10 protein-coding genes are annotated in these 13,250 nt (G+C 56.2%); 2 read left to right on the top strand and 8 right to left on the bottom strand.

What is annotated here, in order from left to right:
* Nucleotides 1-71: 71 nt before the first annotated feature.
* From GOV88_RS01930 to pyrH, 8 genes are all read right to left on the bottom strand, one after another.
* Nucleotides 72-2,513 (bottom strand): DUF3772 domain-containing protein, encoded by a 2,442-nt coding sequence (locus GOV88_RS01930; RefSeq protein ID WP_254449137.1) that lies wholly within the window; start codon nt 2,511-2,513, stop codon nt 72-74.
* Nucleotides 2,513-3,547, bottom strand: a complete 1,035-nt coding sequence (locus GOV88_RS01935) for a cysteine synthase A (protein WP_171210669.1) — start codon at nt 3,545-3,547, stop codon at nt 2,513-2,515. Before GOV88_RS01935 ends, GOV88_RS01930 begins: the two co-directional genes overlap by 1 nt.
* Before the next feature lie 69 nt (nt 3,548-3,616).
* Nucleotides 3,617-4,732 carry an NUDIX domain-containing protein gene (locus GOV88_RS01940; protein ID WP_171239371.1) on the bottom strand — a complete coding sequence of 372 codons (1,116 nt, stop codon included), beginning with the start codon at nt 4,730-4,732 and terminating at the stop codon, nt 3,617-3,619.
* A 28-nt stretch (nt 4,733-4,760) separates the two neighbouring features.
* Nucleotides 4,761-5,201 carry a TrgA family protein gene (locus GOV88_RS01945; protein ID WP_171121219.1) on the bottom strand — a complete coding sequence of 147 codons (441 nt, stop codon included), beginning with the start codon at nt 5,199-5,201 and terminating at the stop codon, nt 4,761-4,763.
* A 16-nt stretch (nt 5,202-5,217) separates the two neighbouring features.
* Nucleotides 5,218-6,426: a cyclopropane-fatty-acyl-phospholipid synthase family protein gene (locus GOV88_RS01950; protein ID WP_171239372.1), complete on the bottom strand. Its 1,209-nt coding sequence runs from the start codon at nt 6,424-6,426 to the stop codon at nt 5,218-5,220.
* A gap of 69 nt (nt 6,427-6,495) precedes the next feature.
* Nucleotides 6,496-7,920: a deoxyribodipyrimidine photo-lyase gene (locus tag GOV88_RS01955; RefSeq protein ID WP_171239373.1), complete on the bottom strand. Its 1,425-nt coding sequence runs from the start codon at nt 7,918-7,920 to the stop codon at nt 6,496-6,498.
* 45 nt (nt 7,921-7,965) lie between these two features.
* A complete protein-coding gene (locus GOV88_RS01960) occupies nt 7,966-9,192 on the bottom strand; it encodes an aminotransferase class V-fold PLP-dependent enzyme (protein WP_171239374.1) in 1,227 nt (408 codons plus the stop codon).
* Between the two features lie 240 nt (nt 9,193-9,432).
* Nucleotides 9,433-10,185, bottom strand: coding sequence for a UMP kinase (pyrH, locus tag GOV88_RS01965; protein ID WP_171121215.1), 753 nt, complete (start codon nt 10,183-10,185; stop codon nt 9,433-9,435).
* A gap of 96 nt (nt 10,186-10,281) precedes the next feature.
* Here pyrH and miaA point away from each other — a divergent pair, with 96 nt between their 5' ends.
* Together miaA and GOV88_RS01975 are read left to right on the top strand one after the other, a co-directional pair.
* Nucleotides 10,282-11,175, top strand: a complete 894-nt coding sequence (gene miaA / locus GOV88_RS01970; RefSeq protein WP_171239375.1) for a tRNA (adenosine(37)-N6)-dimethylallyltransferase MiaA — start codon at nt 10,282-10,284, stop codon at nt 11,173-11,175.
* A 327-nt stretch (nt 11,176-11,502) separates the two neighbouring features.
* Nucleotides 11,503-13,173, top strand: a complete 1,671-nt coding sequence (locus GOV88_RS01975) for an ABC transporter substrate-binding protein (protein WP_171239376.1) — start codon at nt 11,503-11,505, stop codon at nt 13,171-13,173.
* The last annotated feature ends 77 nt before the right edge of the window (nt 13,174-13,250 follow it).

Genomic DNA, 13,250 nt, shown 5'->3' on the forward strand with positions numbered 1-13,250 from the left:
TATCGCTTGGGGATTTGCAAGGCCCGAATATAGCGAAAATTCAACCTTTTCGGATCGCGCTTAAACCGGCCTCAGACCTCATCCCCGTCGCTGTCGGGCATATCCGCCTCGGTCATCTCGATCGGGGAAGACTTGTCTGTGTCGGTCGGGGTGTCCCCCGCCTCATTTGCCGGTTCAGGCGTAGGCGCGGCTGACGATTCCCTAAGCGTATCCGGATTACGCAGCCAGACGTCGCGTTGGGCGAACGGAATCTCGATACCTTCGTCGGCAAAGCGCCGGTTAATCTCGTGATTCATGTCCGATTTTACCGAAAGCACCCAGTTCACGTCGCGCAGGATGGCCCGGATCTCAAAATCCAACGAATCCGCACCAAATCCCTGAAACACGACACTGGGCGCGGGATTGGCCAAAACCATTGGGTGCGCATTGGCGACTTCGCCCAGTATCGTTTCAACCAGTTTGGTATCCGTCCCATAAGCGACGCCAACCGGAACAATGACACGCCCGATGGTATTGCCGCGCGTATAGTTGGTTACAACGCCGCTGATCAGGTCAGAATTGGGAACGATCACATCCGTACGATCAAACGTCTCAATCCGCGTAGACCGGACCGAGATGTCGCGCACGTAGCCCATCATCCCGTTAACGTCGATCCAATCCCCTTTTGAAATCGGACGTTCGACCAGCAGGATGATCCCAGACACGAAATTCGAGACGATGGTCTGCAACCCGAAACCGATCCCAACGGACAAGGCACCGGCGACAATTGCCAGCGAGGACAAGTCGAACCCGGCAACCATAATGGCAACCAGCGCGGCCAGAAAAATTCCGATATACCCGGTGCCGGAAACGATCGCGTTCTGACCGCCGGGGTCAATGCTTGTCTTTGGCAGCAAAGAGTTGCGCAATCCGCCTTGCAGCATTCGGGTCAGACCGTAACCGATCAGGAACACGATCACGAAGACGAAGAAGTTGCTTGGCGATATCGTCACTCCGCCGATATCAAAGCCCAGCAACAGACGTGACCAAGCTTCAAGCAAATCGGTCTGACGCGCCCCCCAGTAAAGGGCAAGGATCGGCAAAGCAAAGATAGCCAACGCGAAACCGACCAGAACCGAAAACAGCGAATCCCAGACAGCTTCGCCCTGCCCCGTGATCCAGCCGTAGACCTGCGTAATGAAGCGCTGAAAAATGACCAACGCAGCAATCAGAACCAGCGTTTTTACTGCGGGAAAGACTATGGCTTCGGCCGCATTGGTATACCCAAAGACGGCCAGAACAGGTGTCGCAATACCCAGAAGCAACAAGGCGCGCCGCAGAAATTCGACCAGTTGGCTGAAGCCTGCCGCCCGAGCTACACTTGGGGCTTCGGCCTCGTCTGGTTGCGCGTCATTGGTCCGGATATGGCGCACCCGAAGCAGCAACAAAGCCGTGGCCACGATGACAGGAAAACTGACTACTGCACGCGTGGAATCCGAGATATTTTCGATCTGCTCGAACAAGACGGCCAGTTCATGAAGGATGAGCATCGCAGCCAGCAGATCAATATAGACGCGAAGTTCCTTGATCCTGGCAGCGGACAGACGCTTGAACCCTCTGGCCTGCCCCATCAGGTATACTTGCCGCCCGATCCAGTCATAAAAGAAGATAATTCCGGCCCAGTATGGCACTTCCTCAAGCAGCAAGGTGCCCCGCACACCCAGCACCCCGGTCAGGTTAATTGCGACAACTGCGGCTAGGACGCCCAACCACGGCAAGATGATCCGCAACAGGGATATCACAAAAGTCCAGACGCCCGTGCCAGAGCCCCCCAACTTCCGCAGGTAATCACCGCCCTTTTCCGACCAGTGCCGCCCGAAAATCAGCAACACCGCCGATATGACCAACAGGACAAATATCCCCAACCCGCGCTCTCTCATTTGCTCGCGGGCGACATCCGTTCTCAGGTTTTCGGTTATTTCATTGATCAAGCCACGGGCGGCTTCTTTCACGTCCACCCAGGCAGGTGCCCAATATGTAGGATTAAGAGGCGACGGACCTCGTTCCAACAACTCTTTGGTCTGACGGTGCCGGATGATCTGGTCTATTTCACTGATAAGCCCGTTGGCCCTGCTATACGCCTCTTCGGATACAACACGCGGGACCCGAAGGCTGTTGAGCTGTTCTTCCAGATGCGCACGGATTGTCGCAATGTCTTCGGGTTCAGAGGCGTCACCCTCAGGTTCTGGCCCCAATGCCTTGAGTTGACTTTCCAGCGTCTGAATACGTTCCGTATTTGCATCCCGCGCGCGATTAAAGACCTCTCGGTACTCGTTGATTTCAGAACGCAGGTTCTCCAAAGCAGCATTCGAAGCGCGGTTCGCTTCGATTACCGCTTCGGCCCGGTCCGCCGTGCTGATCCAGCCCTGATAATACTCACTTTGTCGGTCGGTCAGTTGGGCGGCAACAGGGCCACCGCAAACGGCCAAACAAACCGTTACAAGGGCAAGAAACAGGCGGACCTGCCGCGGCATCATACGTCCTCGAACACGCCAGGAATGCTGCGGGGGGCTTCGGTCATCCAATCAGGCACCGGCAGCTCTTTTTCACGCAGGAATTCCGGGTTGAACAGTTTGGACTGATAGCGTGTGCCATAGTCGCAGAGGATCGTCACAATGGTATGGCCCGGCCCAAGATCCTTGGCCAGACGCACGGCACCGGCCATGTTGATTGCGGTCGAGCCGCCCATGACCAGACCTTCCTCGCGCAGCAAACTAAAGATGTAGGGCAGCGCCTCGTTATCTGTCATCTGATATGCATAGTCGGGCTTGAAACCCTCAAGGTTCTTGGTGATGCGCACCTGACCGATCCCTTCGGCGATCGAGCTGCCCTCCATCGCGATTTCACCGGTAGTGTAATAGGAATAAAGCCCCGCGCCCATCGGATCGACCAGGCCGATCTTGACCCCTTTGGGCTGCAAAGCATCCGCGACGCCTGCCAAAGTCCCACCGGAGCCCACGGCGCTTACAAAACCGTCAACCTTGCCGCCGGTTTGCTCCCAGATCTCTGGGCCAGTGGTTTCCACATGCGCCTGACGGTTTGCCACATTGTCGAACTGGTTGGCCCAGATCGCACCATTGGGTTCGGTCTGCGCCAGTTCCTCGGCCAGTCGGCGCGAGTAATGCACAAAGTTATTGGGGTTGCGGTAAGGCGCGGCGGGAACCTGCACCAGTTGCGCCCCGGCAAGCCGCAGCATGTCCTTCTTTTCTTCGGACTGGGTTTCCGGGATCACGATCACGGTCTTGAACCCCATCGATGCCCCAACCAGCGCAAGGCCGATTCCGGTGTTTCCTGCGGTGCCTTCGACAATGGTTCCGCCGGGCTTCAGCTCACCCCGCGCGATGGCGTCCTTGATTATATAAAGCGCCGCGCGGTCCTTGACCGATTGGCCGGGGTTCATGAACTCGGCCTTGCCAAGGATTTCACACCCGGTTTCTTCGCTGATGCGTTTCAGCCGGATCAACGGCGTTTTTCCTACTGCGTCAGCAAGGTCTCGTGCAATGCGCATGGCACCCTCTTTTCTTTACATATCAACGAAGATTTACAGTCGACGCGCGACAACCACAAGCCGCGATAACTATGCCCGCAAACGGTTCTTGTGACGCGCCAGCCAATTGGCCAACATCAACAGGGGTAAGTCCTTGAACCCATTGTTGTCCACACGGTCCATGAACTCGGCAAATGGCAGAATTTGAGTGCGAATATCCTCGCCTTCCGAAGCGACCCCACCGTTTTCAACTGTCTTGGTCAGATCGGCCAGTCCGACATAAAGGTGAATGTACTCGGTTGACGACCCGCTTGAGGAATAAGCACCCCCTACATATTCCAAGCTGCTCAGGTCTACTTGCGCCTCTTCAAGCACTTCTCGCTGCGCCGCCTGCGCGGGGGATTCTCCGGGGTCAATCATTCCTGCCACCGGCTCCCACATCCAGGGTTCGGGATCGTCAATCAAGTAAACCGGGGCTCGGAACTGCTCCACCAGCAGGACCGTGTCCCTTGCAGGATCATAGGGCAACACCACGACAGCGCTGCCCTGCATCAAGGCGCTGCGATTCAGGACCGGCCCCATGGTTCCGTCATGCTGGCGGTGCTGCACTCGAATCTCGTTCATGCCGAAATAGCTTAGGTACGCCCGTTCATGCTTATGCAGAACGACATCTGACCCAACATCGCGCAGATCACCGGTCTGTCGACGCCGCGCGGCCATTCGCGCCCACGCCCGGGTTCGGATCGACGGAAAGCAGCGTGCGACCGCTTTGGCATCCATCCGACCGTAAAAGCTCATAACCTCCTGAGCTGCGGCGATCGACAACTCCCCCCACTGATCGATCCAAGCTTGCAAGGACCAGCGGTCGCCGGGAAACCACAGATCGGGTTCGGGGAAAAAGACGCTTGCCTGCGTTTGCGAACCGTCTTCCAAATGGATCGTTTGCGGGCTCAGGTCATAATCGAACCCGCCTTCATAAAACACCAGACGCCGCAGGTCTTCTGGACCCAGCCCTTGCACCAGCAGACCGTCTGCTTGGCCAGATTTTTCTTTGACGATCATCGGAAATGGCTGCCCATCTACGCTGTACACTGCGTGCCCCGGTAAAGCAGCCTGCTTTGCCTCAAGACGTGACAATGGACGACCCAATACCAATTCCAACAATGGCAGGTATCTGAGCGTTCCGTAGAAAAAGAGATTAGACAAAGAAGAAGTCTCGTTTGCAGACAGGAATTTATCGCCAGCGGCGGCTGGCCTCTTCTGTGGCAAGGCCTGCCACCACCCCACCGATAGCCAAGGTCAGCAGGATTTCGGACGTCAGAAGCAATTGACCATACTCAATACCGATCTGGAAAATCGCCAACAGGGCTTCGAATGGGCCATTGTATCTGTGGCGCATCGCCAGACTGAACATTTCGTAACAGCCTTGAAGGAACAGCCCCCAGAAAACCAAAGTGGCAATTCCCGTCATGCCGTTATTGATCGCCGCAGTCCATCCTTTGCCCGCGCGCTTACCCATGACGGTCCAGCCACAAACAACGCCCAAAACCATGTTAACAAAGGTGAAAGCGCCGTAATCTTTACCCTCTTCCCCATTCTCGATGATCATGCTCGACACGAGAAATGCCACCACCAATAGACAGATGGCGGCAATAAGACGTGAGGCACTGGGCATTGGGCAGATCCGTTAACTATGTTGGTTTTGCTACGGTAATCTGTGTCACATCGCAATTGCCGGTGTCAAAGGCTGCGCCGCAGGCGGTCAAATAATAATTCCACATGCGGCGAAAACGCTCATCAAATCCCATTTCTGAAATGACATCCCATTTGTCGTTGAATGTCTCGTACCAGCGTCGCAGGGTCAGATCATAGCTTTTGCCAAATTCCTTTGATGTCACGACGTTCAGCCCGGCTTGCGTGACCTGCTCTTTTAACACCGAAGGTGCCGGAAGCATTCCACCCGGAAAGATATATTTCTGAATGAAATCAACACCATTTCGGTAGACGTCCCACCGATGATCAGCCACGGTAATGATCTGCAATGTCGCCTGCGCGCCTGGTTTAAGGCGCTCTCTCACAGTTTCGAAATATGCTGGCCAATATTTCTGCCCAACCGCTTCGAACATTTCAATCGACGCGATGCCATCGTATTGGCCCCGCTCGTCGCGATAGTCCTGAAGCTTGAACTCGACCAAATCAGAAAGCCCGGCTTTTTCAATTCTTTGCCTGGCAAACTTCAACTGCTCTTGGCTAATCGTCAGCCCTGTGACCCGCAAGCCACGCTCTTTCGCAGCGTATTCCGCGAATCCGCCCCAGCCGCAGCCAATTTCAAGAATATGATCACCCGGCTTTGCGCCCATTTCATCAACTAGACTGGCGTATTTCGCCGTCTGCGCGTTTTCGAGACTTTCCTGCCCCGTCTCAAACAAGGCGCTGGAATAGGTCATCGTATCATCCAGCCATAAGGCATAGAAATCATTGCCCAAATCATAGTGGTACGAGATGTTCTTCTTTGCCTGTTTCCGGCTATTGCCATGCAACCAGAACCGTAAACGTTCATAGGTCTGAACAAGGAACTTGCCGGTAAAGTCGTCATAGACCGTTTCAGTGCCCAAATGCACAAGATCCATGAAGGACCGCAGGTCTGGGGTGCTCCAGTCTCCTTCCAGATAGGCGTCGGAAAAACCCAGCTCTCCTTCGCGGATCAGTCGCGCGAAAACGTCGGGGTTGTGAATGTCCACCCGTGCGACCGGTCCGGGCTTGGCGCCCTCGGTTCGAAAAATGCGGCCATCCGGCAGAGCGATATCAAGCCGCCCGGATTCCATCTTGTTCAGCATTTTCAGAACTTGCGCGAAATACCTCGGCAGTCCCTTTTGCCCTTCTGTTGTCGTATGGATCATCCGCTTTCCCCTATGCGGTTGTTGTTTCAGGCTAGGACGAGTTTGTGTTTCTGGCAAGTTTTCAGTTCCTTAGTGGTTTTTTAGGCCTTCATAAGCCGCAAGTGCACGTGCGCGACCGGCAGGCAATTCAACAATCGGGTTGGGATACAAATCGGTCTCAGAGATGCCCCAAGAACGTGGAACGGCGTCAAAATACGCACACGCCGTCGCGGGTGGCGTTGACTGCCCTTCGGCAATCCAACGGCGCACATACTCCCCGCTCGGATCGAATTTTTCCTGCTGAGTCAGAGGGTTAAAGATACGGAAAAACGGAGAGGCATCAGGCCCCGAGCCTGCAACCCACTGCCAGCCCATCGCGTTACAGGCTGAGTCCCAGTCGATCAGACAGTCAGCAAACCACTGCATCCCAATTTTCCAATGCGTCATCAAATGCTTGGTCAGGTAACTGGATGTTATCATCCGTGCCCGGTTATGCATCCGGCCCGTGACGTACATCTGGCGCATCGCGGCATCTATAACCGGAATTCCGGTTCTGGCCGTTTGCCAAGCAATCACCTCGGGGCGAGTGGCGTCCGTATTCCACGGAAACATCTCCCACTCTGGTTTCCAATTTTCTGCCAACAGGTGTGGCGTATGGAACATCAGGTGGTAAGCGAACTCTCTCCACACAAGCTGGCGCAAGAAGGCATCGGTCCCTGACACTCCAGTCATCGCCGCGTTTTGAACGGAGTGCCAAACGGAGCGCGGGCTTATTTCCCCCAAAGACAGATATTCGGACAGATTGGACGTTGCATCACGATCCAGCCGATCCCTGTTTTCAGAATAATGCGCAATCCGGTCCAGAAAGCCTTGAAGCGCTTCGAACGCTGCGGCTTCGCCTGCCTGCACATAAGGGGCCACGATTGTCGCCCCACGGTTCATACCTTGGGCCAAATTCCACTCTGACAGATCGTCTGAATTCGGCCAACTCTGCGGACCCCGCAACGTGGCGGGGCCCGGTTCAGGCGGCGCGACGTCCCGAACTCGTACTGCCCGCCACATTGGTGTGAAAACGCGGAACGGCTGGCCCGCTTTGGTCGCAACGGTCCAAGGCTCGAACAGCAGATGACCGGTGAAAGACTTTGCCTCGATGCCCTGCTCCGACAATCGCGACTTTACATCCCTGTCCCGAGTAATTGCATCGGGATCATATGCCCTCGTCCAGTGTACGGCCGTTGCACCTGTCCGCGCGATAATATCTTGTAGAACCGCAAGAGCGCGCCCGCGACGCAGAACCAAACGACTGCCCAAATTGTTCAGCGCCCGCGCCAGCGCATCTACGCCCAATCCCAAACGCCATTTGGGTGCAGCCCCGAGCGCTTCGGCCTGATCGTCCAGAATAAACAATGGAATGACCGGCCGTCCTGAGGCGACGGCAGCCGTCAGCGCGGGATGGTCCGACAGGCGCAAATCCCGTCGGAACCAAACAATAATCGGTGGCCGCTCGTTTTCCATTTTTGCCCTGTTTTCTTCGATCTACGAAACAGGGCTGAAAGTGGATCACAAAACAGCCTCAAGTGCATTCAATAATTGATCAATTTCCTGTTGAGAGGTGTAGTGCGTAAAGCTGACGCGTAGCACGCCTTGGGTTAGATCAACCCCCATCGCCTTCAATGGCCGCACTGCATAGAAGTCGCCCCCGCCTGCCATGATACCGTATTTCACGAGATCAGCCGCCACCGACTCGGCGTTGCGCGTAAGAGCCAGTGCCACCGTCGGCGCGCGCCGAGTGGCATCGGAGGTTCCGATCAGCCGAACGGCATTCCGATCCTTGACTGCGTCCAGAACCGGCTGAAGCAAGGCCACTTCCTGCCCGCGCATAAGGTCATGTACAAAGGCACCGCGTTCAGTGGCGTCGCCATCCGGCCCGTTGTGATGGTCACACAGAAGGTCGACATAATCCGCCATACCTGCGCTCGCCGCGATTTGCGCATGGTCGGGGCCAGCGGGCGTAAATCGTTTATACAGCACATCCGCGTTGAAAAAATGCGCCTGATTGGGCAGCAGTTCTCCAAGAGATTTCCGGATCACCATGCAGCCCTGATGCGGTCCATAGGTTTTGTAGGCGGAAAACAGGTAAATATCCGGCCCAAGGTCTCCGACATTCGGAAACCCGTGCGGCGCGTATGAAACACCGTCGACGCAAACGAAAGCGCCCGCCGCATGTGCGATGGCCGTGATTTCGGTAACCGGATTGATCTCACCGATCACGTTCGAACAGTGGGGGAAACAAACCAGACGCACCTTTTCATCCAGCAAGTGTTCAAGATCGTGCGGGTTCAGCGACCCGGTCTCGGGGTCGATCTGCCATTCGCGGACCTCAATGCCTTCATCCGCAAGCCGCCGCCAAGGACCTGAATTCGCCTCGTGATCCTGATTGGTCACGACAATGGCGTCGCCCGGCTTCATCCACTGGCGAAATGCCTGTGCCAGAACATAGGTGTTTTGAGTGGTCGACGGGCCAAAACTGAGTTCATCAGTTTCAACGCCCAGTATGGTCGCCATCCGGCTGCGGGCCTCGTCCATTTCTTCCCCCGCCAATCGGCTGGCTTCATAGGGACCATAAGGTTGAACCTTGCGTTGGGTATAATATCGGCTCAGCCTGTCGAGAACCGGTTTGCAGGTGTAAGAACCGCCTGCATTCTCAAAAAACGCCTGCCCCTGCAGGCTAGGTTCGGAAAACGCCGGAAACTGTGACCGAACAAAGTTGATATCCAGAGTGCTCATTGCACGGGCCTCCTTGATCATGCACTTAAATCCATGAGGAGCCCGCGCATGATTTCGGTCCCCTCGAAAATCATGGCAGGTCTTCCAGCCCAGCCTGTGCTTTGGAAACACCGGCAGCCCTTGCGGATCACAAGGACGGGGCCAAATTGCCCAGAACACCGTTAGTCGTCAAGCGAGCCCTCCTTCACGACAAAAAAAGCCGAGCATTTAAACCCGGCTTTGCGACGTGATTTGGGTAATTTAACCCTGAACCTTGGTGTAGGTCCCCTCGCCCGCAAGAATACCGCGAAAGCCGCCCGGCTCATCCAAACCAAAAACGATCAGCGGCAAGTTGTTATCCCGTGCAAGCGCAATGGCCGATGCATCCATCACCCGCAGTCGCTTGGCCAGTACATCGTCATAGGTCACCGTGTCATAGCGCACGGCATCTGAGTGTTCTTTGGGGTCTTTGTCATACACGCCATCGACACCGTTTTTGCCCATGAAGATCGCCTCGCACGCCATTTCGTTGGCGCGTAGCGTCGCGGCGGTGTCGGTGGTGAAATAAGGGTTTCCGGTTCCGGCCGCAAAAATACAAACCCGCTTTTTCTCAAGGTGACGCACGGCGCGGCGGCGGATGTAGGGCTCACAGACCTCATCCATCCGAATGGCCGAGATAACGCGGGTAAATACGCCGACCTCTTCCAAGGCGGACTGCATCCCAAGCGCGTTCATCACGGTCGCTAGCATTCCCATATAATCAGCGGTCGTGCGTTCCATCCCCTGTGCCGAACCGCTTAGGCCGCGGAAAATGTTGCCGCCGCCAATGACCATGCAGATTTCGACGCCTAGATCGTGAACCGATTTCACTTCTTGCGCGATACGCTGAACGGTCGGTGGATGCAGGCCAAAGCCTTGATCCCCCATCAGTGCCTCGCCGGATATCTTCAGCATCACGCGCTTGTACTTTGTTTTAGGGGGTTCAACTGTGTTGGTTGTCGGGGAATGGCTCATGTTGCGCTCCGGGCTGGCACGGGTTTAATTCCGGCGCAAAATGAAGCAAAACCTCGGCAGGTTCAATGCGGATGGTAAGGAATGAGGCGTGCCGGGATGACCAATGGCAAAACTCTGCAGACCCTGGGTCGCCTGCCCAAGATTCCGGATGGTGTTCCGGTGCTGATCGCAGGCCCGACGGCGTCTGGAAAATCCGCCCTTGCGTTAGAGATCGCCGAACAGTTCGGCGGCGTCATCGTCAATGCGGATGCCAGTCAGGTATATGACTGCTGGCGCGTTATCTCGGCCCGTCCCTCAGTCGAAGAGGAGGCGCGCGCACCGCACGTGTTATACGGCCATGTCGCATTCGATCAGGACTATTCAACGGGTCACTGGCTGCGTGACGTCAAACCGATATTGGCGGGCGGTCAACGCCCGATCGTCGTAGGTGGGACCGGGTTGTATTTCTCGGCCCTCACCGAAGGTATGGCAGATATTCCAGCCACGCCCGCCGATGTGCGGGCCGAGGCGGACAGGCTGGACTTGTCCACTCTTATGGATGGTGTCGACGCAGAAACCCTGGCGGGCATCGACACGCAAAACCGTGCCCGTGTTCAACGTGCCTGGGAAGTGCAGCGGTCCACAGGCCGAAGCCTGCGCGACTGGCAGGCCGACACACCGCCCCCGATACTACGGCTACACGACACCGTACCCATCGTCTTTGACGTGGACAAACAATGGCTTCTGGACAGGATAACGCGGCGTTTTGACATGATGCTGGACACTGGCGCGCTTGAGGAAGTGGAAGCGATGCGCGACAAGTACGATCCCACGCTTCCAGCCTGTAAAGCCATCGGCGTACCCGAGCTTATGGCCTACCTTGAAGGTCATATGTCGTTGCAGGATGCCCGTGAGCGCGCAACTATCTCGACCCGGCAGTTTGCCAAGCGGCAGCGGACGTGGTTTCGCGCAAGAATGAAAAACTGGAATCGGGTAGATTTCTCAAAGTGATACCTTGTGCAGGCTGAACTCCAAGATCTGCGTTTCCAACGGCCCCTCAAATTTCCCCGAATCTCCGCTGCTGACGCAGCCAAAGAGGTACAACGGCGCACGTTAACCGGACATTGTTGCTAACAAACTCTGGCCACCGATGTCGCTTTTGTACCTCGAATGACGATTTCGAACATTGACCTGATTTAAATTCTGGTGCCGAATGTCCCCATGGGGGTGTTCAAATTCCGAAAAACAAGAACCCGAGAACCTGCTGCCCGACGTGTTCGGGTCTGAGCTGTTCGAAACTCTATCAATAAAAATACTATGTCACAGGGAGAGACATAAATGGAAAACCAAACAATCACCGGAGCACCGATGCACTGGGCGGCAGAAATGCATGCGCAAGAGTATCGGGACGGTAAACTTAGTCGGCGCGAATTCATGGCGCGCGCAACTGCATTGGGTGTCGCCGTTCCAGCCGCCTATGGCATGATCGGCCTGAAGTCACCTGCGGCAGCCCAAGAACCCCAGCGTGGCGGCACCATTCGCTATCAGATGGAAGTCCGCGCCCTGAAGGACCCGCGCACCTATGACTGGACACAGATTGCCACCTTCACCGCGGGCTGGCTGGAATATCTGGTCGAATACAACAATGACGGCTCGTTCAAGCCCATGCTGCTGGAAAGCTGGGAAGCAAACGATGACGCGACCGAGTACACGCTGAATGTCCGCAAGGGTGTCAAGTGGAATAACGGCGACGACTTCACCGCCGAAGACGTTGCGCGCAACATCGAAGGCTGGTGTGATGCAGGGCTCGAGGGTAACTCGATGGCGTCACGCATGGCATCGCTTGTAGATGAGAGCACCCAGAAAGCCGCAGACGGGGCCATCACTGTTGTCGACACTCATACCGTTAAGCTGAAATGCAGCGCCCCGGACATCACGATCATTCCGGGCATGGCCGACTATCCGGCGGCTATCGTGCACAGCAGCTTTGACGCAAATAATATGCTGGCCAACCCTGTCGGCACGGGCTTCATGATCCCCGAAAGCCACGAAGTTGGCGTCAAAGGTGTTCTTGTACGCAACGAAGAATTCGAATGGTGGGGCTATGAGGCCGGCAAAGGCGGCTACATCGACCGGATCGAGTTCATCGACTACGGCACCGACCCTGCGGCATTCCTGGCTGCTTATGAGGCCGAAGAGATCGACATGAACTGGGAGTCGGTCGGCGAATTTGTCGATATCTTTGACAGCATCGGTCTTGTGCGTTCGGAAATCCCGTCGGGCTTTACCATCGTCATTCGCCCCAACCAGTTGGCCGAGGATGAGAACGGCAACAAGATCTATGGCGACAAGCGTGTCCGTCAGGCTCTGGCCATGGCGGTCGATAACGAAGTCTGTCTGGAACTTGGGATGTCAGGTTACGGCATTCCCGCCGACAACTGCCACGTTGGCCCGATGCACCCCGAGCACGACTCGGCTGTAACCCGCATCCCGTATGATCCTGCAGCGGCGAAAGCCCTGATGGACGAAGCGGGCATGGGCGATTTTGAGCATGAAGTTCAGTCCATTGACGATGACTGGCGTCGCAACACCACCGCGGCCGTCGTCGCGCAGCTTAACGACGCGGGCATCAAAGCCAAGCATACGATCCTGCCCGGCTCGACCTTCTGGAACGACTGGACCAAGTACCCCTACTCGTCGACCAACTGGAACCACCGTCCGCTCGGCACGCAGGTTCTGGCTTTGGCTTACAAGTCCGGGGTGGCCTGGAACGAGTCCGGCTTTGCCAATGACGAGTTCGATACGCTGCTGGCCGAGGCAAACTCGATCGCGGATGTCGACCAGCGCCGCGAAGTGATGGCCAAGCTGCAAGCGATCATGATCGACGAAGGCGTCGTCATCCAGCCATACTGGAGGACCGCAATGCGCCACCACCGTGACAACATGGTGGGCGTCGAAAAGCACATCGCGGATCTGCCGCAGCTGTATAAGTTCGGCATCGTTTCCTAAGCCAAAAAAACACAAGGCCGCGCCTACCGGGGGCGGCCTTTTCGTCCTGACCACGGCGACCAGAAAAACAGCGATGC

Origin of the sequence: Ruegeria sp. HKCCA5491 (assembly GCF_013034565.1) — a bacterium.
Classification (GTDB): Bacteria; Pseudomonadota; Alphaproteobacteria; order Rhodobacterales; family Rhodobacteraceae; genus Ruegeria.

Bases quoted from the DNA above. Each gene is read 5' to 3' on its own strand.
- GOV88_RS01950 (WP_171239372.1), bottom strand. From the start codon at position 6,426: ATGATCCATACGACAACAGAAGGGCAAAAGGGACTGCCGAGGTATTTC.
- GOV88_RS01955 (WP_171239373.1), bottom strand. From the start codon at position 7,920: ATGGAAAACGAGCGGCCACCGATTATTGTTTGGTTCCGACGGGATTTG.
- GOV88_RS01945 (WP_171121219.1), bottom strand. From the start codon at position 5,201: ATGCCCAGTGCCTCACGTCTTATTGCCGCCATCTGTCTATTGGTGGTG.
- miaA (WP_171239375.1), top strand. From the start codon at position 10,282: ATGACCAATGGCAAAACTCTGCAGACCCTGGGTCGCCTGCCCAAGATT.
- pyrH (WP_171121215.1), bottom strand. From the start codon at position 10,185: ATGAGCCATTCCCCGACAACCAACACAGTTGAACCCCCTAAAACAAAG.
- GOV88_RS01960 (WP_171239374.1), bottom strand. From the start codon at position 9,192: ATGAGCACTCTGGATATCAACTTTGTTCGGTCACAGTTTCCGGCGTTT.
- GOV88_RS01935 (WP_171210669.1), bottom strand. From the start codon at position 3,547: ATGCGCATTGCACGAGACCTTGCTGACGCAGTAGGAAAAACGCCGTTG.
- GOV88_RS01975 (WP_171239376.1), top strand. From the start codon at position 11,503: ATGGAAAACCAAACAATCACCGGAGCACCGATGCACTGGGCGGCAGAA.
- GOV88_RS01930 (WP_254449137.1), bottom strand. From the start codon at position 2,513: ATGCCGCGGCAGGTCCGCCTGTTTCTTGCCCTTGTAACGGTTTGTTTG.